The sequence below is a fragment of the Burkholderia sp. Ac-20345 genome, assembly GCF_017104825.1.
Classification (GTDB): domain Bacteria; phylum Pseudomonadota; class Gammaproteobacteria; order Burkholderiales; family Burkholderiaceae; genus Burkholderia; species Burkholderia lata_B.
Map to the genome: position 1 here is coordinate 1 of NZ_JAAGPO010000095.1, position 23038 is coordinate 23038.

At 67.3% G+C, this 23038-nt stretch carries 20 protein-coding genes; 8 read left to right on the forward strand and 12 right to left on the reverse strand.

Annotation, left to right across the window (positions count from 1 at the left end):
- The 5 genes from G3O06_RS28285 to G3O06_RS28305 form a co-directional block, all read right to left on the reverse strand.
- A partial coding sequence (locus G3O06_RS28285; RefSeq protein ID WP_205818210.1) for a c-type cytochrome occupies window positions 1-432 on the reverse strand: 432 nt, incomplete at its 3' end.
- 60 nt (window positions 433-492) lie between these two features.
- Window positions 493-1551: a substrate-binding domain-containing protein gene (locus G3O06_RS28290; RefSeq protein ID WP_205818211.1), complete on the reverse strand. Its 1059-nt coding sequence runs from the start codon at window positions 1549-1551 to the stop codon at window positions 493-495.
- Between the two features lie 8 nt (window positions 1552-1559).
- The gene (locus G3O06_RS28295; RefSeq protein WP_205818212.1) at window positions 1560-2351 is read right to left on the reverse strand and encodes a transcriptional initiation protein Tat; all 792 of its coding nucleotides are present in this window, start codon (window positions 2349-2351) and stop codon (window positions 1560-1562) included.
- A gap of 217 nt (window positions 2352-2568) precedes the next feature.
- Entirely contained in the window at window positions 2569-3843 is a 1275-nt protein-coding gene (locus tag G3O06_RS28300) for an MFS transporter (RefSeq protein ID WP_205818213.1), read from the reverse strand.
- A 140-nt stretch (window positions 3844-3983) separates the two neighbouring features.
- Window positions 3984-5447: a mannitol dehydrogenase family protein gene (locus G3O06_RS28305; RefSeq protein ID WP_205818214.1), complete on the reverse strand. Its 1464-nt coding sequence runs from the start codon at window positions 5445-5447 to the stop codon at window positions 3984-3986.
- A gap of 157 nt (window positions 5448-5604) precedes the next feature.
- Here G3O06_RS28305 and G3O06_RS28310 point away from each other — a divergent pair, with 157 nt between their 5' ends.
- From G3O06_RS28310 to G3O06_RS28330, 5 genes are all read left to right on the forward strand, one after another.
- Window positions 5605-6336, forward strand: coding sequence for a GntR family transcriptional regulator (locus G3O06_RS28310; protein WP_174917093.1), 732 nt, complete (start codon window positions 5605-5607; stop codon window positions 6334-6336).
- Window positions 6337-6357: 21 nt separating this feature from the next.
- Window positions 6358-7566 carry a D-mannonate dehydratase ManD gene (gene manD, locus G3O06_RS28315; protein ID WP_174972011.1) on the forward strand — a complete coding sequence of 403 codons (1209 nt, stop codon included), beginning with the start codon at window positions 6358-6360 and terminating at the stop codon, window positions 7564-7566.
- Between the two features lie 29 nt (window positions 7567-7595).
- Window positions 7596-8627, forward strand: a complete 1032-nt coding sequence (locus G3O06_RS28320; protein ID WP_205818215.1) for a Zn-dependent oxidoreductase — start codon at window positions 7596-7598, stop codon at window positions 8625-8627.
- A 179-nt stretch (window positions 8628-8806) separates the two neighbouring features.
- Window positions 8807-9841 carry a 3-dehydro-L-gulonate 2-dehydrogenase gene (yiaK, locus tag G3O06_RS28325; RefSeq protein WP_205818216.1) on the forward strand — a complete coding sequence of 345 codons (1035 nt, stop codon included), beginning with the start codon at window positions 8807-8809 and terminating at the stop codon, window positions 9839-9841.
- Window positions 9842-9926: 85 nt separating this feature from the next.
- On the forward strand, window positions 9927-11216 hold the full coding sequence (locus G3O06_RS28330) for an MFS transporter (protein ID WP_205818217.1): 1290 nt from the start codon (window positions 9927-9929) through the stop codon (window positions 11214-11216).
- Between the two features lie 36 nt (window positions 11217-11252).
- On the opposite strand, the gene G3O06_RS28335 is transcribed toward G3O06_RS28330, so the two are convergent.
- Window positions 11253-13442, reverse strand: a complete 2190-nt coding sequence (locus G3O06_RS28335) for a TonB-dependent siderophore receptor (protein WP_205818218.1) — start codon at window positions 13440-13442, stop codon at window positions 11253-11255.
- Between the two features lie 399 nt (window positions 13443-13841).
- On the opposite strand from G3O06_RS28335, the gene G3O06_RS28340 reads away from it, so the two are divergent.
- Window positions 13842-14288, forward strand: coding sequence for a hypothetical protein (locus G3O06_RS28340; protein ID WP_205818219.1), 447 nt, complete (start codon window positions 13842-13844; stop codon window positions 14286-14288).
- 25 nt (window positions 14289-14313) lie between these two features.
- Here G3O06_RS28340 and G3O06_RS28345 read toward each other — a convergent pair whose 3' ends face one another.
- The 5 genes from G3O06_RS28345 to G3O06_RS28365 all read right to left on the reverse strand — a co-directional run bounded on the left by G3O06_RS28345 (window position 14314) and on the right by G3O06_RS28365 (window position 20164).
- A complete protein-coding gene (locus tag G3O06_RS28345) occupies window positions 14314-15408 on the reverse strand; it encodes a porin (RefSeq protein ID WP_205818220.1) in 1095 nt (364 codons plus the stop codon).
- Window positions 15409-15510: 102 nt separating this feature from the next.
- A complete protein-coding gene (locus G3O06_RS28350) occupies window positions 15511-16854 on the reverse strand; it encodes an MFS transporter (protein WP_205818221.1) in 1344 nt (447 codons plus the stop codon).
- 157 nt (window positions 16855-17011) lie between these two features.
- On the reverse strand, window positions 17012-18073 hold the full coding sequence (locus tag G3O06_RS28355) for a Rieske 2Fe-2S domain-containing protein (protein ID WP_205818222.1): 1062 nt from the start codon (window positions 18071-18073) through the stop codon (window positions 17012-17014).
- A gap of 49 nt (window positions 18074-18122) precedes the next feature.
- Complete coding sequence (locus G3O06_RS28360; protein WP_205818223.1) at window positions 18123-19088, reverse strand: PDR/VanB family oxidoreductase; 966 nt, start codon at window positions 19086-19088, stop codon at window positions 18123-18125.
- Complete coding sequence (locus tag G3O06_RS28365) at window positions 19085-20164, reverse strand: aromatic ring-hydroxylating dioxygenase subunit alpha (protein ID WP_205818232.1); 1080 nt, start codon at window positions 20162-20164, stop codon at window positions 19085-19087. The genes G3O06_RS28360 and G3O06_RS28365 overlap by 4 nt, the downstream gene beginning before the upstream one ends.
- Before the next feature lie 199 nt (window positions 20165-20363).
- On the opposite strand from G3O06_RS28365, the gene G3O06_RS28370 reads away from it, so the two are divergent.
- On the forward strand, window positions 20364-20852 hold the full coding sequence (locus G3O06_RS28370) for a MarR family winged helix-turn-helix transcriptional regulator (protein WP_089426730.1): 489 nt from the start codon (window positions 20364-20366) through the stop codon (window positions 20850-20852).
- 62 nt (window positions 20853-20914) lie between these two features.
- On the opposite strand, the gene G3O06_RS28375 is transcribed toward G3O06_RS28370, so the two are convergent.
- Complete coding sequence (locus tag G3O06_RS28375) at window positions 20915-21661, reverse strand: TetR/AcrR family transcriptional regulator (protein WP_174917081.1); 747 nt, start codon at window positions 21659-21661, stop codon at window positions 20915-20917.
- A 170-nt stretch (window positions 21662-21831) separates the two neighbouring features.
- On the opposite strand from G3O06_RS28375, the gene G3O06_RS28380 reads away from it, so the two are divergent.
- Window positions 21832-23013: an isovaleryl-CoA dehydrogenase gene (locus tag G3O06_RS28380; RefSeq protein WP_041493178.1), complete on the forward strand. Its 1182-nt coding sequence runs from the start codon at window positions 21832-21834 to the stop codon at window positions 23011-23013.
- Window positions 23014-23038 lie beyond the last annotated feature (25 nt).

Sequence of the window (23038 nt, forward strand, 5' to 3'; positions counted from 1 at the left end):
TCGTCCGCGCGTCGCGAGCCACGCGCCGGTGTTCGCCGGGTCGATCGACGTGTCGTCGGCGGCGACGATGCCGGCGGGCGCGGGCAGGCTCGCGAAGTACGCGGATACCGCATCGCGCTCGTGCGGCGTCAGCAGTTTCGAGAGCGGCTGCATGACCGGGTTCTGGCGGCTGCCGTCCGCGAACGCGGCAAGCTGCGCGGACAGATACGCGGCGTGGGTGCCCGCGAGGCGCGGGAAGCCGGCCGCCGCGTTGCCTTCGCCCTGGCTGCCGTGGCAGCCGATGCAGGCGGCGACGCCCGTCGTCGTGCCCTGTGTGGCGATCGTCTTGCCGAGCGCGGCGTCGTCCGCGTGGGCCTGGCCGGCCAGCAGCGCGGCCGCTGCGAGCAGCAGCGGCGCGAACCGGCGTCGCGGTGTGTCCACCGTATCGTTCACGTGTCCCCTCCTTGTTGTCGGTCGCGTGCGCGCCGCCGGACTGCCGGCGCGGCCGCGCGGTCAGCCCGCGTCGGGCTGCTTCTGCTCCGGCGCGAGGTGCTGCGTCGGTGTCGCCGCATCGTATCGGCCAAAGCCGTAGCGCTGGAAAATCCGGAACGCTTCCGGCGACCGGATGAACGCGAGCCACGTGCGTGCGGCTTCCGGATGCGGCGCGTCCTTCACCATCGCCCCCGCATAGATTGCCGTCGTATTCTGCTCGGCCGGAATGTCGATGTGCATCAGCGGATGCCCGACCTGTTCCTGGAATGCCGCTTCGGATTGCCACAGCACGCCCGCGTCCGCGCGCCCCTGCATCAGGAACAGTGCGGTTTCCCGATGGTGAATGTGCGTGAGCTCGGTCGTGCCTGAGTGCACCTTGTCGTCGTAGACGGTACGCGCGAGCGTGTCGCCGCCGGCCTTCACGAGCGACGCGCGGATCTGCCGCGCGACGCCTTCGAACGCCGGATTGGGCATCGCAAGCTGCACGTCGGGCCGTGCGAGGTCGTTCAGCGACGCGATGCGCTTCGGATTGCCCGCGCGCACCATGATCGTCAACTGGTTCGTCACGTACGGCACGGCCGGGCCGGTGAGCGTGCCGTCCTCGATCAGCCCGTTGATCTTGCCGAGCCCCGCGAAATACGCATCGGGCTTGACCGTCCACGTCATGTTGCCGACGGTGATCGTGCCGCCCGCCTGGATCTGCTTCACCAGCAGGCCGGGCGGGATCGTTTCCCAGTAGATGCGGCCGCGGTATTCGGGATGGTCTTCCTCGAACTTCGCGACGAGCGGCGCCATCGCGAAAAAATAGTTGCCGCCGACGAACAGCACCAGCTTCGGCGCGGTGAGGTCGCCGTGGAAATCGGCGAGCACGTCGACCTGCGGCACCGTGAATTCGAGGCCACGGTGCATCGCGTCGTTGTTGCGGCCGTCCTGCCAGGGCGGAAAGCGGGTTGCGGCGGTGTCGGCGGGCGCGGCGAGCGACAGTGCCGATGCGCAGCACAGCCACGCGGCCAGCGCGGCGCGCAGCGTGCGCCGACGGCGGTGCGGCGGCGATGGCGGTTGCATGGGGATCGATGTCATCGCGGGGCTCATTTGGCGTACGTGAAGCCGGCCTGCTGCAGTTCGGGCAACGTGCCGACCGCGCCCGGCGTGACGATCGCCGACGGGATCACGTGGTTGGTCAGGTCGGCCGCGAGCGCATCGAGCGGCAGCTTGTCGGGATTCGCGTTCGCGCCGTCGAGTCGTTCCGCGAGTTCCCAGATCGCGTTGTGGCACGACAGGAACACGACGCCGCGCTGTTGCAGCGCGGCGAGGCTGTTGTCGTGCGACGAGAACGCGCCGTCGGGCAACGCATGGTCTTGCGCGCCCTTCGATTGCGCGGGCTTCGCATCGAGCAGCGTGTTGGTCGGGAACGCGGCGCCGGCGAATTTCGCGAGGCCGTATTTGTCCCACGCGGCCTGGTCGAACAGCGCGAGATGCGCGCTGCCGTGCGTGGCCGATACGACGAGGAAATCCGGATGACGGTACGACCAGATCTGCGCGTTCAGCGAATTGCGCATCAGGTTCAGCCACGGGCCGCCGAGTTCGGTGTTGTCCCACACCTGCTTCGGGCCGCCGCGGTAGCCGGTCACTTCGGCGAGTGCCGCGTGATCCCATTGGTCGGGGCGGTCGAGGATCATCGGCACCGTCTTGAAGTCGCGCCGTCTCGGTGCGGCCGCGAGGCGGCGCGTGAGGTCGGCGAGGCGCGTGGCGCCGCCGGGCAGCAGCGCGCCGGTTTCAGGCGTGGCGGCGTGAGCGGGGTGCGCGGCGGCGAGCAGCGCGGTGCCGGCCGCGAGGCCGAGTGTCTTGAGCGCGCCTCGGCGCGCATGCCGGTCGGACATGGCTTATCTCCCGGAATCGTTTTTTGTGGGGGCGCGTCGCGTTGCCGTGCAGTGATGCGGCGTCGCGAATGCGTAGCCAGTCTAGCGGCGCGCGTTCGATACGGAAAATCGCGATATCGGATGAGAGATATTCGAGGGTCTGATGATTGGCGGAAACGACAAGGCCGCGCGGCGCTGACTCATGCGGAGCCGCGCGGCCTTCGTCGACCGTGGGCGATCAGTGCGCGGTGCGTTCGCGCAGCACGCCCGCGGGCCGCGCGTTGCGGACGAACAAGCCGGCCAGCACCGCGCCCGCGAGTGCGATCGCGCCGGCCAGCACGAACGCGGACGCGAACGAGCCGCTGCGCTCGACGATGAAGCCGGTCACCGCCGGCCCGATCACGCCCGACAGGCTGCCCATGCAATGCAGGAAACCGCTGACGCCGCCGACGCGCGCCGGATGCACGACGTCCTGCACGATCGCCCAGTAGATCGCGCCCGTCACGTACAGGAAGAACAGCGACACGGACATCAGCGCGACCGCGCCCTGCGTCGACTGCACGGCGCCCGCGACGGCCACGCACGCGCCGGCGCCGAGCAGGCAGGTGACGAGCACGATCCGGCGCGACAGCAGCAGATTGCCGGTGAGCCGGTACAGCGCATCCGAGATCGCGCCGCCGCAGGCGAGACCGACCGTGCCGACGAGCCAGGGCACGACGGTGGCGACGCTCATTTCCTTGATGTTCAGGTGGTGCGCCCGCACGAGGTAGCTCGGGAACCAGCTCAGGAAGAAGAACAGCACGTAGTTGTAGCTGAAGAATGCGGCTGCTGTGGCGAGGATGCGCGGCTGCCGCACGTAGTGCGATAGCGTATGCGCGGGCGTCGCTGCATCGCCGGCCGTCGCGCGGACGGCGGCCGGTACGCCCGGCGCGTCGTTCACCGGCGTCGCGGGACGGTCCGACGTCGACACCATCCACAGCACGACCCACGCGAGCCCGATCGCGCACACGATCCAGAACGCCGGCCGCCAGCCGAACTGCGCGGCCAGCAGGCCGACTATCGGCCCGGCGATCGCGCCGCCGAGCGGCGAGCCGGCGCTGAGCAGGCCCATCGCGGTCGCGGCGGCGTCGCGCGGCAGCCAGTTGTTGACCATCTTGTTCGCGGCCGAGCACAGCGGCCCTTCGGCCATGCCGAACAGCAGCCGGACGATCAGCAGGCTCACGAAGCCGACGGTGAGCGCGGTCATCCCGCAGAACACCGACCACAGGCCGACCGACAGCACGTACACGAGCTTCGGCCCGAGCCGGTCGGACGCGAGCCCGCCGATGAAGTTGAACAGCGCGTAGCCGATGAAGAACGTGCTGAACACGAGACCCATCTGCGCGGCGTCGATGCCGAGATCGGTCTGCACGATCGGCGCGACGATCGACAGCGCGACGCGGTCGAGATAGTTGATCCCGTACACCAGGAACAGCAGGAACACCGTGAACCACGCCTGCGACTTCTGCTTCATGTCCGTCTCCTTCGTGCCGGTGGGCCGGCCGTCATGGTTGTCTCGTCGATCGCTCGCCGCGCCGGTTTCTGTATCGGCGGGCTGCGAAGCGGTATTGCGCGGTTCGCGTCGGGTGCCCGCGAACCGGGGAAAGCGGTCGTTCAGCGCGCGTGCAACGGTGCGAGCAACGCGTCGGTGCCGTGCGCGCGCAGCGTCGACAGGTGCGCACCGACACGCGTGATCAACGCATCGGGCCACGCGGTCGAGCCGGCAAGCGCGGTGCTGCCGAGGGCGGCTCGAACCGCATCGGCGGCATCGCCGGCCGCCGACAACGTCGCGCCGAGCGCGGCGGCACCCGGATCGCTGATCGTGAGCGGCCGCCCCGATTCGTCCTGCGCGGTGGCGAGGTAGTGCAGCCACAGCGCGAGCGCGCGTTCGAGGTACGGGCGCTCGACACCGGCCGCCGCGCTTTCGCCGAGCGCGGGCAGCCAGCGCAGCGGCACCTTCTGCGTGCCGTCCATGGCGATTTGTTCGGTGCGATGCGCGAGCGTCGGATTGCGGAAGCGCTGCACGAGCGTCGCGCAATAACCATGCGCGTCGTAACCGGACGGCACGTCGACGGTCGCGAGCAGGTCGCGCGTCATCACACCGTCGACGAGCGCCGCGATCGCCGGATCGGCCATCGCGTCGGACACGGTCGCGCGGCCACGTAACTGCCCCGCATACGCGATCGCCGAATGCGAGCCGTTCAGCAGCCGCAGCTTCATCGTTTCGTAGGGCCGTACGTCGCCGACGAGGTGCGCGCCGGCGTCTTCCCAGCGCGGGCGCGGACCGGCGAAGCGATCCTCGAGCACCCATTGCGAGAACGGCTCGCAGACGATCGCGGCCGCGTCGCGTGCCCCGAGATGCGCGTGCGCCCAGTCGAGCGATTCGGGCGTCGCGGCCGGCACGATCCGGTCGACCATGCTGTTCGGGAACGCGACGTCGTCGCGGATACGCCGCGCGAGCGCGCCGTCGATGCGTTCCGCGTAGTCGATCAGCAGCGCGCGCAGCGTGTCGCCGTTTGACGTCATGTTGTCGCAGCAGACGACGGTTAGCGGCGCATGGGCCGGCCGCAGGCGCAGGCCGGCCGCGATCACGCCGAGCGCGGTGCGCGGCGCGTCGGGCGTCGCCAGATCCTGACGAATCGCGGGATCGTCGGCATCGAGCCCGCCGCCGGGGCGGCGGCAATAACCTTTCTCGGTCACGGTCAGGCTGACGATCGACACGGCCGGATCGGCGATCCGCGCCAGCAGCGCGGGCAGCGATTCGGGCGCGAACAGCGCGCCGTGCACCGCGCCGACGATCCGCGTGCGCGCGCCGCGGCCGTCGCGTTCGGTCACCGTGTACAGGTGATCCTGCGCGGCGAGCAGGTCGACGGTATGGCGCCGCCGCAGTTCGACGCCGACGATCCCCCAGCGGAGGTCGCCTTGTTCGAGCACCGTTTCGGTATGCAGCGCCTGGTGCGCGCGATGGAACGCGCCGAGGCCGAGATGGACGATGCCGGTGCGGACCGCCTGCCGGTCATAACCGGGGCGGCGCGTGCCGGGCGGCGCGGTGCGCAGGAAATCGGGGGCGGATAACATGACGTTTGACAGCGGCTTGTACCATGGTAGATGTCGAGGTGTGTGCAGGTTATTTCGACTTTTAACGTGAAGTTATCGGTGTAAACGCTAGATCGCCTGAATCCGATGGCTTATGTACCATGGTAGTAATCGATATCGAGTCGGATCAATCGCAACCATGAGCGAAACGGCAGCACTGGAAGAAGCGGACGTCGTGGTCACGGCGTTGCAGGGGTTCTCACTGGACGAGAGCCGGTCATATACGGAGCAGGTGCATGCGCTGCTGCGCCACGCGATCGTGCGCGGCGCGCTGCCGCCGCGCACCGCGCTGTCGGAGGCGGTGATTTCCACCACGATCAAGGTCAGCCGCACGCCGGTGCGCGAAGCATTCGCGCAGCTCGCCGACGAGCGGCTCGTGCAGATCATCCGGAAGGTAGGCACGCTGGTCGCGCCGATTCCGGTGTCGATCCTCGAGGAAGGGCGCTTCGCGCGCAGCACGCTCGAATGCGCGAACCATGTCGAGCTCGCGCAGAAGATCACGCCGGCGCAGCTCGCGGAGCTGTCGCGGATCATCGACGCGCAGCGCGAGGCCGTGGCGGCCGGCGACGTCGAAGCGTTCTTCGATCTCGACGAGGCGATGCACGGCCGGATGTTCGCGTTCGCGGGCCGGCCCCACGTGTGGGAAATGCTGCAGCCGATGAAGCGCCAGTTCGACCGCGTGCGCTGGCTGCTGCTCGACCGCGTCGAGGATCACGCGCGCCGCGCGCTGCAGGAACACGAACAGATCCTCGCGCACATCGCGTCGCGCAACATGGCGCTGCTCGGTGCATCGGTCGCGATGCACGTCGACCGGATCGGCTCGCATCTGCCGGAAGTGCGCAGCCGCGCGCCCCATTACTTTGTCGACTGAAACGCCCGCTGGAGGAGCGCAGTGAAAATCGAACGCTTGCAGACCATCGTCACGTGTCCGGGCCGGAACTTCGTGACGGTGAAGATCGTGACCGATGAAGGCGTGTACGGCCTCGGCGACGCGACGCTCAACGGGCGCGAGCTCGCGGTGCGCGCGTACCTGGAAGACCACGTGTTCCCGTGCCTCGTCGGCCGCGACCCGCGCAACATCGAGGACATCTGGCAATACCTGTATCGCGGCGCGTACTGGCGGCGCGGGCCCGTGACGATGACGGCGATCGCCGCGATCGACATGGCGCTGTGGGACATCAAGGGCAAGCTCGCGGGTATGCCCGTCTATCAGCTGCTCGGCGGCAAGAGCCGCGACGGCCTGATGGTGTACGGCCACGCGAACGGGCGCGATCATGAAGAAGCGGTCGACGCGGTGCGCGCGCACATCGAGGAAGGCTACCGTGCGATCCGCGTGCAGTCGGGCGTGCCGGGGCTCGACAAGGTGTACGGCGTCGGCAAGACCGCAGGCGCATACGAGCCCGCCGAGAAGGGGTTGCCGCCCGAGGAGCCGTGGGACACCGCGCTCTACCTGCGCCACACGCCGGAACTGTTCCGCAAGGTGCGCGACGCGGTCGGCGATGCGCCGCACCTGCTGCACGACGCGCACCACCGCCTCACGCCGATCGAGGCCGCGCGGCTCGGCCGCGATCTCGAGCCGCACCGGCTGTTCTGGCTCGAGGATGCGACGCCCGCGGAGAACCAGGACGCATTCCGCCTGATCCGCCAGCACACGACGACGCCGCTCGCGGTCGGCGAGGTGTTCAACTCGATCTGGGATTGCAAGGACCTGATTCGCGACCAGTTGATCGATTACATCCGCGCGACGATCGTGCATGCGGGCGGCATCACGCACGTGCGGCGCATCGCCGACTATGCGGCGATGTACCAGGTGCGCACCGGTTTCCACGGCGCGACCGACCTGTCGCCCGTCTGCATGGCGGCTGCCGTGAACTTCGGGCTGTGGGCGCCGAACTTCGGCATCCAGGAGCTGATGCCGCACAGCCCGCTGACCGATGAAGTGTTTCCGCACAGCTACCGTTTCGAGGACGGCTATCTCGTGATGGACGACGTGCCGGGCCTCGGCGTCGACATCGACGAGACGCTGGCCGCGAAATATCCGTACGAGCGCGCGTACCTGCCGGTCGCCCGGCTGCGCGACGGCTCGATGTGGAACTGGTAAGCGCCGAAGATCAGAAGGAGAGAATCGAAATGTTGAGTGTCGTTGTCGATCGTCCGAACAGCATGGGCGTGCGTGAGGTGCCGCTGCCCGTGCCCGCCGCCGGCGAAGTGCGCGTGAAGGTGCGCTATGCGGGCATCTGCGGGTCGGACCTGCACATCTTTCACGGCAAGAATCCGTTCGTGTCGTACCCGCGCATCATCGGCCACGAGTTCGTCGGCACGATCGAGTCGGTCGGCGCGGGCGTCGATGCCGCACGGCTCGGCGAGACCGTCGCGGTCGACCCGGTGATCAGCTGCGGGCATTGCCACGCGTGCACGATCGGCCGCCGCAACGTGTGCCGCCACCTGACCGTGCTCGGCGTACATCGCGACGGCGGCTTCAGCCAGTACACGTGCGTGCCGGCCGGCAATGCGTACCGGATTCCGGAAGCGATCGCCGATACCTGCGCCGCGATCGTCGAGCCGTTCGCGGTGGCCGCGAACGCGACGTCGCGCACCGGCGTGCTGCCGGGCGATGTCGCGCTGATCTACGGCGCCGGCACTGTCGGGCTGACGATCCTGCAGGTGCTCAAGCGCGTGTACGGCATCCGCGCGTTCATCACCGACCGGCTCGATGCGCGGCTGCAGCTCGCGCGCAAGTGCGGCGCGGCGGAGGACGAGATCATCAACACGACCGTCGAGTCGCTGCCCGACGCGCTGGAACGGCGCGGCGTCGACGGCGGCCCGACGCTGATCTTCGATGCCGTGTGCCATCCGTCGATTCTCGAGGAGGCCGTGCGGATCGCCGCGCCGGCCGGCCGGATCGGCGTGCTCGGTTTTTCGTCGGAACCGTCGGCGATCGTGCAGGCCGAGCTGACGAAGAAGGAGCTGACGCTCGCGGCGTCGCGGCTGAACTGCGCGATGTTCCCGCAGGTGATCGACTGGATCGCCCGCGGGCTGATCGAGCCCGAGCATATCGTCACGCACAAGGTGGGCTTTCGCGATGTCGCGCATGCGTTCGACATGGCGGAGCGCAATCCGGCGGAAAGCTGCAAGATCCTGCTCGATTTCGCGGGCGGCTGATCGCGGTTCCATCCCGTTTCGTGTCGCCGGCCGGAGCGCGTCGCGCGTGTCGCGCCGCACCGGCCGCATGACGCGATCGCTCGCCGACGGCGGGCCAGGGCGGTGCGAATCCCGCGCGCCGCATCGGGGGCAGGTTCGGGATCGAACACATCGATATCCACCATCAGGAGACATGCACCGTGACCCGGATTCCCTTCGAAGACATGCAGCGTGCGATCCATGCGGCGCTCGTGAATGCCGGCATGCGCGAACGCGACGCCGAGACCTGCGCGCGGGTGCATACCGAATCGACCTGCGACGGCGTCAATTCGCACGGCATCAATCGCGTCGCACGATTCGTCGACTATCTGGACAAGGGGTGGGTGAACCTTGACGGCGTGCGTGAGCGCGTCAAGCAATTCGGTGCGATCGAAGTCTGCGACGGCCATCGCGGCCCGGGCATTCTCAACGCGCTGTCCGCGACCGGCCGGGCCATCGAGATCGCGGACGAGCAGGGTGTCGGCATCGTGGCGATGCGCAATGCAACCCACTGGATGCGGGGCGGCACCTATGGCTGGCATGCTGCCGAGCGCGGCTACATCGCGATCTGCTGGACCAACACCGAAGCCTGCATGCCGGGCTGGGGCGGCAAGAATACGCGCGTCGGCAACAACCCGTTCGTGATGGCGGTGCCGCGCGAGCGCGGCCATATCGTGCTCGACATGGCGATGTCGCAGTACTCGTACGGCAAGCTGCAGGCCACCCGCCTCAAGGGGAGGAACATGCCGTTTCCGGCAGGCTTCGACAGCAGCGGGAAGCTGACCGCCGAGCCCGGCCCGATCGAGGCGTCGATGCGCATCTTGCCGATGGGCTACTGGAAGGGCTCGGGCTTCGCGATCATGCTCGACGTGCTCGCGGCGGTGCTGTCCGAAGGGCTCGCGACGAACGGGATCGATGCGATTCAGCAGGGAAGCTGCACCGGGTGCTCGCAGGTCTTCATCGTGATCGACCCGCGCAAGCTCGGCGGCGAAGCGTTCACGAACCACGTGGCCGACGGCGTGGCGGACTACGTGAACACGTCCGAGCTCGCGGAAGACAGCAACGAAGTGCTTTATCCGGGACAGAGCGCGCTGCGCACCCGGATCGAACAGCGGCAGCACGGCATCGCCGTCGACGACGGAATCTGGGCCGACGTGCTCGCGCTCGCGGAGCGCCGGGCGCCGCCGCATCGCTGACGACACGACGGCGGCCACGCCGGTACGAACCGACGGATCGAACCCATTGCTGCAAGGACGCTTGTTTTCATCGGGAGAACTTACCATGAGGGCGGATGTCGCGCTTGCGCTGGACGCAGGCATCGAGGCACGGAACGAAGATGCGTTGTACCGGAAAGTGATACTGAGGATCGTCCCGCTGTTCTTCCTCGGTTTCATCATGTCCTACCTGGACCGCGTCAACATCGGTTTCGCGAAACTGCAGATGGCGGCCGATTTCGGTCTGACGAATGCGTCGTTCGCACTCGGTGCGAGCGTGTTCTTCTGGGGCTACATGCTGTTCGAGATCCCGAGCAACCTGATCCTGCGACGTGTCGGCGCGCGGGCATGGATCGCGCGGATCATGATCACCTGGGGGATCGTGTCGATCCTGATGATCTTCTCGAGGAACGAGGCCGCGTTCTATTCGCTGCGGTTCCTGCTGGGCGTCTGTGAGGCCGGCTTCGTCCCGGGCGTCATGTACTACACGAACACGTGGCTGCCGGCCCGGCGCCAAAGCGGCATGTATTCGCTGTTTCTGATGGCGTTGCCGGTCGCCGTCGTGTTCGGCGCGCCGCTGTCCGGCGCGATCATGGAGACGATGAACGGCGTGGCGGGCATCCGCGGGTGGCAGTGGCTGTTCCTGCTCGAAGGGCTGCCGTCGGTGGTGCTGGGCGTCGTCATCCTGATGCTGCTGCGAAACAGTCCGGCCGACGTGGACTGGCTGAGCGCGCGCGAGAAGCAGGTCATCGAGGCGAACGTCGCGAAGGAGGCGGCCGTCAAGTCGCATCGCGTGGCCGATGCATTCCGGTCGCCGAAGATCTACGCGCTGATCGTCGTGATGATCCTGTTCAACACCGGGTTCTATGGACTGACGTTCTGGATGCCGACGCTGTTTCACGATGCGGGGGTGGCGAACAACCTGACGGTCGGGCTGCTGACCGCCATCCCGTTCGGCGTGGCCGCCATCTGCATGTACGTGAACGCGAAGCGCGCGGAGCAATCCGGGCGGTTGCGCCGGCACGGTGTGATACCCGTCGCGCTGGCCGCGATCGGCTTGTTCGTTGCGACGATTGCGCACGACAACTTCTGGCTCGCATTGGTGATGTTGACCGTCGCGACATCGGGCATCCTGTCGCTGATGCCGATCTACTGGACGCTGCCGGGGCGCGTGCTGTCCGGCCCGGCGGCCGCGGCCGGCTTCGCGCTGATCAACGCGTGCGGGAGCCTGTCAGGCATCCTCGGCGCGACGATCATCGGCTATGCGGGCCTGCGGATCGGCATGACCATCCTGGCCGGATTCCTCGCGTTGTGCAGCATCGTGTTCTACCGGGTCTGTCCGCCCACGGCGGACTAGCCGCGCGCCACGCCACGGCCGTCCGCACGATGGCGGTCAGAACGACACCGTCGTCGTCAGCGTGACGAGCCGCGGCTCGCCGACCGCGATGATCAGGTTGTTGTTGCTCGACGGGTAGTAGGTCTTGTCGAGCAGGTTCTTCACGTTGAGCTGGAAGCGCGTCGGGAATTTGCCGATCGTCGTTTCGTAGGCCGCGAATGCATCGACGGTCACGTAGCCGGGCAGCGTGAAGCTGTTCGCGGTGTCGCCGGAGCGTGCGCCGACGAGACGTGCGCCGCCGCCGAAGCGCCAGTGGCCAGGCAGGTTCGCGATCGCCGTGTCGTACACCGCGAACAGGCTGCCCGTGTGGCGCGCAACGTTGACGAGCGGCGTGTTGTTGTCGCGGTCGTTCGCGTTCGTATATGCGTAGCTGCCGATCACGCTCAGGTGGCGCGTGATCTGCCCCGCGACGTCGAGTTCGATCCCGCGCGAGCGCGCGGTGCCGATCGTCGACGTGAGGTCGCCCACCGTGACCGCGACGTTGCGCTTGTCGATCTGGTAGACCGAGAGCGTGCCGGTGATCGCGGGCTTCAGGCTGAACTTCAGCCCGGCCTCGAGCACGCGGCCGTATTCCGGCGCGAGCGGGGCGGCGACGTTCGTGGCGACGTTCGGCTTGAACGAGCGGCTCACGTTCGCGTAGGCGGTCAGCGCCGGCGTGAGCGCATACGCGAGCCCGAACTGCGGCAGCCACACGGTGCCGCGCGAGCGGTCGGCGAACACGAACGGCCGCCCCATCCCCGATTCCTGCTGCCAGTTTTCCCAGCGCAGCCCGCCTACCGCCGTGAGCCGGTCGGTGAGCTTCACCGAGTCCTGCACGATCGTCGAATACGCATGGACCACCGAGCGCGAATCGCTCTGCTTCGGGTTGGGCGTGCCGCCCGGCGCGAGCAGGTCGTACACGGGGTCGTACAGATTGAAGCCCTTGGTCGCCTTGCCGCGGATCGTGTCGCCGCGGAAGCTGCGCTGCCGCTCGTATTCACCGCCGATGTAGATCGCGTGGTTCATCCCGGCGAGCGTCACGTTGCCGAGCAGGCCGAGCGTCGCGATCTGGTCGGAATCGTTGCGCCCGAGGTTCGCATCGGACGAGCGCGTCAATGCGCCGGTCGTGCTGTTGAATGCGGTGGCGCGGGTGATGGTTTGGTCGTAGCGATCGCGACCCCAGCCGTAGGTTGCACGCACGCGCCACGCATCGGAGAAGCGGTGTTCGACGCGCGCGCGCAGCGTTTCCTGGATGCCGTTGCTCTGCGACCATGCTTCCTCGTAGCGGCGATAGCGCAGCGCATCGTCGAGCTGGCCGTTCACGAGCACGGTGCCGCGATCGAACGGCGTCGTGTAGTCGACGTACTGGTAGCTGACGTCGATCGACGTGTTCGCGTCGTGCCACGACAGCGCGGGCGCGATCAGCGCGTCGCGCTGGCGGCCGAAGCTGCGCCAGTAGCGGCTCGTGTCGTATTGCCCGGTCAGCCGGAACGCGAGCGTGCCGCCCGCGACCTGGCCCGGCTTGCCGAGCGGGCCCGTGAGATCGAACGTCGCGCTGCTGCCGCCGTGGCTCGTGCGCGAGGCCGAGATCGAGCCGCCGAACGTGTCTTCCGGCTTGCGCGTGACGAGGTTGATCACGCCGCCCGGATCCTGCATCCCGTAGAGCAGCGACGCCGGGCCCTTCAGCACTTCGACGCGGTCGATCGTCGCGAGATAGCTGTGCAGCACCGGCGTGCGCACGCCGTCGACGAGCACGGAGCCGTCGTTGTTCGACCCGAAGCCGCGCTTGATGAACGCGTCGCGCGTGCCGCCGAGCGTGTTGGTCTGCGTGACGCCGCTGATGTTGCCGAGCACGTCGTCGAGCGAGCGTGCCTGCTGATCCTGCATCACGCTGCTGCTGACCACCGCGACCGATTGCGGAATCTCCTTGATCGAACGGTTGTCGCCGCCTGCGATGCTCGTGGTGCGCGGCTGATAGCCGACCGTCGGATCGACGGTTGCCGATGCGCTGACGCTGATGACCGGGAGTTCGCGCGCGGCCGGTGTCGCCGGCGCAGAGGTGGAAGCGGGGGCGGCCGGCTCTGCGCCGGCGCGTTCGGCGGCGGATGCATGTGTGCCGCTCGCGACGCACAGGGTGATCAGGGCAGGCAGGCTCGTGCGCCACGGACGCAGGGTCCGGGCGCGGCGGGGCGTTCGACGGGATGGCATGAATCGATGCAGGACGGAGTACTAAGGATCTTGTCGCGGACCGCGGCGTTCCGCCGCGACCAGGGGGTGAATAATATATGTAATGAGAATCATTTGCAATTGTAATGAGGTGATCGGCGGCACGCGGGCCTTGGTTGCCGGGCCGTCGGCCGTCTGCTACCGTAGCGACCAAAATCAGACGCAGTGAAATTCAATGAGAGAGCCGGGGGCCGCACCATGTCATCTTCCTGTCACGTCGCGTTCAGCGCGACGCTGCGCACCGCGCACGACCATGCGGGTGGTGAAGTGATCGCAGCCGTGTTCCGCCATTCGAACGATTAAAGCAACGGAAGCGAATTCGTCCGGCGCAAGCGCCGGGCTTCAATTACTTCAACCACCACGTTAGACGGGAGACCACCCATGAATAAGATTTCCGCGCCGTTCGCGGCGGCCGCGCTTGCGGCGTTCACGATGCTGGCGGGCGTCCACCAGACCGCCTGCGCCGCGTCGGACACCGAGCCCGCGATCGACGCGCGTTACGGCGCCGTGATCGAGGCCTATACGCAGGACATGGCCGCCGCGAAGACGAAGTACGACGGCAAGCGCCTCGTGTTCGTCGGTGCCGTGATCCGGATGGGCAGCGACCCGGGCGGCACCTATTTCGGCGCGCTGACGAAGGACGGCGAGCAGTTCGACACGCATTTCGACGTGTCCGACCAGGATGCATTGAAGCCGAAATTCCCCGGCGGCGAGATCAAGCCGTTCGTCACGTCGGCCGCGTTCCGCTTCAGCTGCGTGAACGAAGGCTATATCGATGCACCCGTCCTGCCGGGGTTGAAGCTCTCGCACTGCCGGCTCGCCAACTGACCTGCGCTGGCGCGGTGTCCGGCGTTCAGAACTTCTGCTGGATGCCGGCCATCACGCCGAGCTGGTTCATTCCGGTCCCGACCGTCCCGCCGGCAGCGACCGCGTTCGCAGCCAGCGTGCTGTTGAACATGTAGCCCACCGACGTATAGACGGTCGTCCGCTTCGACAGGAAATAGTTCGCGCGGCCGACGAGCAGCGTGGCATTCGTGCCACCTTCACTGTTTTCGCGGCGCTGCAGGTAGCGTACGCCCTGAAGGTCGAGCGCGAGGTAGGGCGTCGCGTAGTACGTGCCGCCGGCGAACACGATATCGGCCTGCAGGTGTTCGGCCGCCGCGAGGTTGCGGCGGATCCATCCGGCGCCCAGTTTCGCGGGCCCGATCTTCACGTAGCCGGCGACGATGTCGCGCGTGTCGGTGTACGCCGGATTGTTCAGCGGGGCCAGCGCGCCGCCGCCGCCGCGCATCACGTCGTGCGACGCGGCGAGCCCGAAGTTGCTCGCGTCATACGCGAGCATCGCCGTGTACTGGCGGCAGGCGACGATATCACCGGGCACCTGTCCGGCGCAGCCCGTCGCCGACGGCCCTGCCGGCCCGGCCGCGTCGCGGCCGAAGCTGTAGGTGGCGCCGAGCGTCACGCCGCGGAACGTGCCCTTGTAGCCGATCGCATTGTCGCTGCGCGCGTTCGGCAGATAGGAATCGAAATCCGCCATCGAGTGAATCGACGGGCCGATCACGTCGGCGTTGGTCAGCACGATCATCGACATGTTCATCTGGCGGCCGAGGGTCAGCGTGCCGAACGGACTGTTCACACCGACGTTCGCCTGTCGCCCGAACAGGCGCCCGCCGTAGTTCAGTGCGCCGGTGCCGGGCTGGAAGCCGTTTTCGAGCACGAAGAAGGCCTGGTAGCCGCCGCCGAGATCCTCCGTGCCTCTCAGCCCCCACCGTGACGGCACCTCGCCGGTCAGCGTCGGCATGCCCGTGAACGATCCGCCGTGCGCGGCGTTGTTGTAGTAGGACACGCCGGTATCGATGATCCCGTACAGCGTGACGCTGCTTTGCGCGCAGGCCGGTCCGGCCAGCGCCATTGCCGTCGCGAGTGCGACGCCCAGTTTCGTTTTCATGGCTGTCTCCAAACAGTATGTAGATGTGCTTATCGATTTTTTTATTGGACCGGACGGATCCGGGGTGCCGACGCGTATCGGCAGGACTGCAGGCGTCGCGTGTTACGACATCGCCGGGTCGTGTTGCCGGCGTGGCGCCGCGGCACGCGAGCCCACCATGAAGACGGCGATTGCCGCGCCGGCCATCGGCACGAGGAACGCGAGATAGAGATGGGACACGGACCAGCCGTCGTCCAGCAGCGCACCGACCGTCATCGGCGACAGGATCGCGCCGAGGCGGCCGATGCCGACCGCAAGGCCGATGCCGGTCGTGCGGATTTCGGCGGGGTACGGCGTCGGCGACAGCGCATACATGCCGGCCACGCACGCATTGATCACCGCGCCGAGGAATACCCCGACGGTCATCCCGATGCCGAGCGAGCCCGTGTTCGCGCCGAACACGACCATCAGCGCGCCGCCGAGCAGCAGGGTCGCGCCCAACAGATTGCGCAGGCCGAAACGCGTCGACAGCAGGCTGAAGAGCGACGCGCCCGCGATACCGCCGAGGTTGAGCAGTACGCCGCCGGTGACGCCCTGCGATGCCGACAGCCCGGCCTGGACCAGCAGCTTCGGCGTCCAGCTCACGACGAAGTAGAAGCTGCCCATCACGAGGAAGAACGCGATCCACAACGCGATCGTGCGGCGCGCGAGCGGAGCGCGCAGCACGGCCGTCCAGCTCGACGCGGGGCTCGCCGCGCCGGTGGACGAGGTCGCGATCGGCAGCGAGTCGATCGGTGCGCGCTTCATTCTCGCGAGGATGCGGTTGATTTTCTGCAGCGCGTCGTCCGGACGCCTCGCCAGCAGGAAATCGAGCGATTCCGGCAGCAGCGCAAGCACCATCGGGATCGCCAGCAAGGTCAGGATGCCGCCGAACGCGAACACGCTGCGCCATCCCCACGTCGACAGCAGGTAGCCGGCGATGACGCCTCCGGCGGTGGCGCCGATCGCGTAGCCGGTCGACTGCATGCCGATCGCGGCGCTGCGCCATTTGTTCGATGCGTACTCGCCGCTGATCACGGTCAGGCTCGCCAGCATGCCGCCGATGCCGAGCCCCGTGTACGCCCGCGCGATGGCGAGTTGCAGCGTGCTGTGCGTGGCCGCACAGGCGAGCATCCCGGTCGAGATCACGGCGAGGCAGAGCAGGATGATGCGGCGGCGGCCGACGCGGTCGGCCAGCGGCGCGATCAGCACCGAGCCGATGCCCATGCCGGCCAGCCCGGCACTCAACAGCAGGCCGATTTCCTTGCCGCTCAGTTTCCATTCGGCCGCCAGGTGCGGCGCGGCAAACGCGACGGCCAGCACATCGAAGCCATCGAGCATGTTCAGCACGACGCAGGCCGTAACCGCCATCGTCTGGAACGCGCTCATCGGGGATTCGTCGATCGTATTGCGGATATTTGCGCTCACGTCAAAGATCCTTCATAAAATAGTATGACTAATCAAATAGAATGGAATCGAGGCCGGCGGTAGCGGATGGGATGAAACCGAATGCGCGGGATGACGGACATCCTCGGGGAAACACCCGCCGCGGCCGGCAGGCGCCGCTAGTGCGCCGGCACGATGCTTACGCGGGTTCGGGTTGCAGCAGCAGCCGCTCGATCACGCGCCGCGCGCGATTGGGGCCTGCGTCGACGTGAATGTCGAGCTGGCGACTGTCCGGAAAGCGCAGCTGATTCCGGTATTGCGCTTCGATCACGGTCTTGTCCTCGTCGAACGTCGCTGCGGATTGCTCGATGACCGTTTGCGCGACGCGCTCGACGTCGTGTTGCGGATTGGTCGCGACGGTCCAGAAGTAGTGCGTCGTGGTTTCCGTCTCGGGCGTGATGCCGTGGAAGCCGCGCATGTGAAAGCCGCCGCGCGCCGGATCGTGCAGGTCGCCGGTGCCGGCGTCCATCGCGCCGGTCCAGATCCGGATGTGCGACACGTGGAACTCGATTTCCTGCCAGCGATCGACGCGGGCCGCGAACGGCCATGCGGCGGTGTAGGTCGGCGGCGGGACGGAATCCGGCATCCGGCGAACCAGTGTCACCGTGTCGCCGTCGCTGCTGACGCGGGTTTCCGCGCCCATGTGCAGCGGTGCGTTGCCGCCGATCGTTTTCAGATGGACATAGCCGAGGTGGCTCAGGTCCATCAGGTTGTCGTGAATCAGTTGATACGGAGCGTCGTAATGGTAGTTGCCGCCGCCGAACCGGTATTGCGGATCCCCGTGGAACGCGTAGCGCGGCGGCGCGCAGGTCGGTCGAGCGTGCGCGTCGGCGCCGATCCAGATCCACACGATCGCGTCCTGCTCCTGCACCGGGTACGACGACACGCACGCCTTGGCCGGAATCCGGTCCTGGCCGGGAATCTCCACGCATGCGCCGCCGCGGTCGAACAGCAGGCCGTGATAGCCGCAGCGCAGGCCGCGCGCTTCGAGCGAGCCGCACGACAGCGGCAGCGACTTGTGGCAGCAGCGATCCTCCAGCGCGCCGACTTCCCCGGACGGCAACCGGAACAGGACGACCGGATGGCCGAGCAGCGTGCGGGCGACGGGTTTGTCCGTCAGTTCGGATGACAGCGCGGCGACCCACCATCGGTCGACCGGGAATTTAGCAGTATTGAATGATGATCGGGTAGGTTGCTCCATTGATCGTCTCCAGTATTGTGGTTGGCCGCCTCGGGTCGGGCGGGTCCGTCTACAGATCGAGTACCAGCAGGTCGCTTCGCGACCGCGAACAGCACGGCATGAACTGGTCGCCGGCCGCCTGTTCCTGTTCGGTCAGATACGAATCGCGATGATCGGGCTCGCCTTGCAGCACGCGCGTCGCGCAGGTACCGCAGACGCCTTGCTCGCACGACGTCAGCACGTCGACGCCGTTCGCGGCCAGCGCCGCGATGACCGTGCATTCGGCCGGCACGTCGATCACCTTGCCGCTGCTCGCGATCCGGACCTGAAACGCGCGGTCCGAGCCGGACGACGCAACCGCGCCGCCGAAGAACTCGTAGTGCAGTCGCGCTTCGGCCCAACCGCCCTCGCGCGCGGCGTTCAGCACCGCATCCATGAAGCCGCGCGGCCCGCATACGTACAGGTGCGTGCCGTCGGGCGCCGCGGCGAGCACGGCGGCCAGGTCGAAGCGTTGCGCGGGGGCGCCGTCGTCGACGTGGAGGCGGGCACGGTCATGGAACCCGGCTGCGTTGATCCGCTCGACGAACGCCATGCGGTCGGTCGAGCGCGCGCAGTAGTGCAGGTCGAATGGCAAGCCGGAGGAGAACAGCCGTTCCGCCATGGAGAGAATCGGCGTGACGCCGATCCCGCCTGCGAGCAGTAGGTGGTGCGGCGCGTCGGGGGCGAGCGGAAACTGATTGCGCGGCACGCCGATCCGCACGGTATCGCCTTGCCGCACTTCGTCGTGAATGGCGCGCGACCCACCGCGACCGTCGGCATCGCGCAGCACGGCGATCTGATAGCGGTCGCCGTGCTCCGGGTGGTTGCACAGCGAATACTGGCGCACGAGGCCACCCGGCAGATGCACGTCGATATGGGCGCCGGCATCGAAGCGCGGCAGCGGCGAGCCGTCATCGCTGACGAATTCGAAGCCGCAGATGTCGCGTGCTTCGTGCCACTTGCGGGCCACCCGGACCGTCAGCGTCGCGGTGCTCATGACGCCTCCTTGATCTGCGCAACCGGGATCACGGGCCGCTGCGGGCTCGACGCGTTTTCGTCGGCGAGCAGCCGCTCGATCACCTTGCGCGACAGCACGCCGCCCGCGTCGATGTTGAGTTTGAGCAGCTTGCGATCGGGCCACTTCTCCAGGTTGAGCTGCTGGCGCTCGAGCATCTCGAGATCCTCGGCGAAGATCTTGCCCTGGCCTTCGCGGATCTCGGCGGTCAGTGCGTGATCGTCGGGCCGGAAGTTGCGCGCCATCCCCCAGAAGTACCAGATCGAGGTGTCCGTCTCGGGCGTGATGAAATCGACGACGATCGACGACGCCTTCAGTCCGGCCGGCGCGTCGTAGCCGCCGTGGCCCGCATGCGCGACACCGACTTCGATCATCACGTGGCTCGGCGGCGTGAAGCGGCAGATCTGCCAGCGATCGACCGGCACGTCGTCGGCCAGCCCGTTGCCGCGCAACCCCATTTGCCAGAACGGCGGCGGCATCACGTTTTCCATGAAGCGGCTCGTGACGACTTCGTCGCCGTGGCTGGTGGTCTTCGGCGGCGCTTCGTCGATTTCCTTCTGGCCGATGCTCGTCGCATGGACGTAGGTTTCGTGCGTGAGATCCATGAGGTTGTCGATCATCAGCCGGTAGTCGCAGCGGATGTGATACAGGCCGCCGCCGTGGGCCCAGGCCGGATCCTCGGCCCACGCCAGCGCGGGCAGTTTGGCGGGATCGGCTTCCGACGCATCGCCCGGCCAGACCCAGATGAATCCGTAGCGCTCGATCGCCGGGAAGCTGCGAATCGGCGGGAAGCCGCCGACACGCTGGCCCGGCATGCCGGCCGCCTTGCCATTGCAGCCCATTTCCAGTCCGTGATAGCCGCACACGAGTACGCCGTCGCGCACGAATCCCAGCGACAGCGGTGCACCGCGGTGCGGGCAGAAGTCCTCGAGCGCGGCGACCCGGCCATCCGCCGCGCGGTAAAACACCATCGACTCGTTGCAGATCTTGCGGCCCAGCGGCTTGCCGTCGATTTCATCGGGCGTGCACGCCACGTACCAAGCATTCTTGAGAAACACGTTCGTCGTCTCCGTCAGGTCGATGCCGCCGGTACGCGGCATCTCTTCATTCCGTGTACTGAATGAGATTCAGTGTACTCATTGAGATTGGCTGGGACAAGGCGAGCGGTATACTGGTTTTCCCGGGAAATGGCGCGAGGCAGCGCCATGCCGTCGGCGCGCGCAACCGGCACGCGCCGCTTATGTCATCGACTCACTCATGGAAAAAACGAATCCCGCCGACCTGCCGGTTTTCCCGCTCGATCTGTACGACGAGCCCGGGCACCTGATCCGGCGCGCACACCAGATCGCGGTTGCGATGTTCTACGAGAAGCTGGGCCGGGACGTGACGCCGGTGCAGTACGCGGTCCTGCGGATGCTGTACGAGTGCCCGGGGCTCGATCAGGTGACGCTCGCGCAGCGGGTCGCGCTCGACACGTCGACGACCGCGGATCTCGCGGTCCGGCTCGAAGCGAAAGGATTGATCGTGCGCGAAGTGCTGCCGCGGCGTCAGCGCCGCCTGCTGCTGACGCCGGCGGGCGTCGAACTGCTCACGCATCTGATTCCGTCGGTGAAGGAGCTGCGTGCCGGCCTGTTCGACGGAATGGGAGAGGACGATTCGCAGGAACTGGTGCGCTTGTTGCGCAAGTTCGTCCATTTGAACAACGAGCAGAGCCGCGCGCCGCTGCGCGTCGGCGACGAGTCATAGCGCGCCCGAACCCCACGACGGTGGGGAGACGATGAGGCGGCGGGCGCGCTGCCCGCCGCGCGTCACCCGCGCGTGCTGTCGCCTTCCAGCCGCCGCACGGCTTCCGCCACTTCGTTCCTGAAACGCACGAGCGCCGCCTGTTCCGGCGCCGGCGGCTGCACGGCGGCCCACAGCATGTCGACGAGCTGCGTGGCCGTCGTTTCCGTGTCGAGCTTGCGGTGCCCGAGGATCGCATCCCACAGCACGTGCTCGATCGGCCCGAACACCATCGAGCGCAGCAGGCTCAGCGGCAGGTCGGTGCGCACCTGCCCGGCCGCCTGGCCACGTGCGAGCACGTCCATCAACGGCGCGGTGTAGCGGCGCTGCAGCGCGGTGAGCTCGTCGCTCAGCGCATGCTGCTTTGCGCGGCCTTCCGACAGCACCAGCGCGCACAGGCCCGTGCCGTTCACCAGCATCAGCCGCAGGTGGGTGCGCACGATGAACGCGAACTGCTGCTGCACCGACGCGTCCTGCGGCATCCCGTGCTCGAACGCGGCGATGTTTTCGTCGTACCAATCCGCGATGACACGCGCGCACAGCTCGCGCTTGCCGCGGAAGTAGCTGAACACCGTCGCCTCCGACACACCCACGCGCTGCGCGATCTCGGCGGCCGTCGCATGCTCGTAACCTTTTTCGGCGAACACTTCTCGGCCGGCGCGCAGAATGTCCTGCACGCGTTGCTGGGATTTGCGCCCGGCGGGCGCGCGCGACGTGTCGGCGCGGTCGGCTTTGACGGTGGCGGTCATGGTGTCGGCGGTAGCGGCTGTCATCTCGGCATCATATCTGAGTGTCACTCAAAAAACTATTGACGCCGAACCGGGCGAGGCGCGAAACTGTGCAAAATTTACGCTGTATCGGTCAATGAATCTGAGCATTCAATCGATTTGAGCGAAACTCAGAAATCGGTGGATGCCACACACTTTCTGGAGACGGAGGAGACATGATCAACCTGCCCGGTGTGCAATTCATGCTCGGTGAAGACATCGAGATGCTGCGCGACGCCGTCGCGACGTTCGCGGCGAAGGAAATCACGCCGCGCGCGGCGGAGGTCGACCGCACCGACCAGTTTCCGATGGATCTGTGGAAGAAGTTCGGCGATCTCGGCGTGCTCGGCATGACGGTGGCCGAGGAATACGGCGGCGCGAACATGGGCTACACCGCGCACATGGTCGCGATGGAAGAGATCTCGCGCGCATCGGCGTCGATCGGCCTGTCGTACGGCGCGCACTCGAACCTGTGCGTGAACCAGATCCATCGCAACGGCACCGACGCGCAGAAGCAGAAATACCTGCCGAAGCTCGTGTCGGGCGAACACATCGGCGCGCTCGCGATGAGCGAGCCGAACGCGGGCTCCGACGTCGTCAGCATGAAGCTGCGCGCCGACAAGCGCGGCGATCGCTACGTGCTGAACGGCACGAAGATGTGGATCACCAATGGCCCCGATTGCGACACGCTGGTGGTCTACGCGAAGACGGATGTCGAAGCCAACTCGCGCGGCATCACCGCGTTCATCGTCGAGAAGGGCATGAAGGGCTTCTCGGTCGCGCAGAAGCTCGACAAGCTCGGCATGCGCGGCTCGCACACGGGCGAGCTGGTGTTCCAGGACGTCGAGGTGCCGGAGGAAAACATCCTCGGCCAGCTCAACGGCGGCGTGAAGGTGCTGATGAGCGGCCTCGACTACGAGCGCGCGGTGCTGTCGGGCGGCCCGACGGGCATCATGGCCGCGTGTCTCGACGCGGTGGTGCCGTATATCCACGACCGCAAGCAGTTCGGCCAGTCGATCGGCGAATTCCAGCTGATCCAGGGCAAGGTCGCCGACATGTACACCACGTTCCAGGCCTGCCGCGCGTACCTGTACGCGGTCGGCCGCCACCTCGACTCGGCGGGCAGCGACCACATCCGCCAGGTGCGCAAGGATTGCGCGGGCGTGATCCTCTACACGGCCGAGAAAGCGACGTGGATGGCCGGCGAGGCGATCCAGATCCTCGGCGGCAACGGCTACATCAACGAATACCCGGTCGGGCGCCTGTGGCGCGATGCGAAGCTGTACGAGATCGGCGCCGGCACGAGCGAGATCCGCCGGATGCTGATCGGCCGCGAGCTGTTCGCGGAAACGATGTAACGCCCCACGTCACGCGAACGGAGCC

Bases quoted from the DNA above. Each gene is read 5' to 3' on its own strand.
- G3O06_RS28290 (WP_205818211.1), bottom strand. From the start codon at position 1,551: ATGACATCGATCCCCATGCAACCGCCATCGCCGCCGCACCGCCGTCGG.
- G3O06_RS28295 (WP_205818212.1), bottom strand. From the start codon at position 2,351: ATGTCCGACCGGCATGCGCGCCGAGGCGCGCTCAAGACACTCGGCCTC.
- G3O06_RS28300 (WP_205818213.1), bottom strand. From the start codon at position 3,843: ATGAAGCAGAAGTCGCAGGCGTGGTTCACGGTGTTCCTGCTGTTCCTG.
- G3O06_RS28305 (WP_205818214.1), bottom strand. From the start codon at position 5,447: ATGTTATCCGCCCCCGATTTCCTGCGCACCGCGCCGCCCGGCACGCGC.
- G3O06_RS28310 (WP_174917093.1), top strand. From the start codon at position 5,605: ATGAGCGAAACGGCAGCACTGGAAGAAGCGGACGTCGTGGTCACGGCG.
- G3O06_RS28320 (WP_205818215.1), top strand. From the start codon at position 7,596: ATGTTGAGTGTCGTTGTCGATCGTCCGAACAGCATGGGCGTGCGTGAG.
- G3O06_RS28330 (WP_205818217.1), top strand. From the start codon at position 9,927: ATGAGGGCGGATGTCGCGCTTGCGCTGGACGCAGGCATCGAGGCACGG.
- G3O06_RS28335 (WP_205818218.1), bottom strand. From the start codon at position 13,442: ATGCCATCCCGTCGAACGCCCCGCCGCGCCCGGACCCTGCGTCCGTGG.
- G3O06_RS28340 (WP_205818219.1), top strand. From the start codon at position 13,842: ATGAATAAGATTTCCGCGCCGTTCGCGGCGGCCGCGCTTGCGGCGTTC.
- G3O06_RS28345 (WP_205818220.1), bottom strand. From the start codon at position 15,408: ATGAAAACGAAACTGGGCGTCGCACTCGCGACGGCAATGGCGCTGGCC.
- G3O06_RS28355 (WP_205818222.1), bottom strand. From the start codon at position 18,073: ATGGAGCAACCTACCCGATCATCATTCAATACTGCTAAATTCCCGGTC.
- G3O06_RS28360 (WP_205818223.1), bottom strand. From the start codon at position 19,088: ATGAGCACCGCGACGCTGACGGTCCGGGTGGCCCGCAAGTGGCACGAA.
- G3O06_RS28370 (WP_089426730.1), top strand. From the start codon at position 20,364: ATGGAAAAAACGAATCCCGCCGACCTGCCGGTTTTCCCGCTCGATCTG.
- G3O06_RS28375 (WP_174917081.1), bottom strand. From the start codon at position 21,661: ATGACAGCCGCTACCGCCGACACCATGACCGCCACCGTCAAAGCCGAC.
- G3O06_RS28380 (WP_041493178.1), top strand. From the start codon at position 21,832: ATGATCAACCTGCCCGGTGTGCAATTCATGCTCGGTGAAGACATCGAG.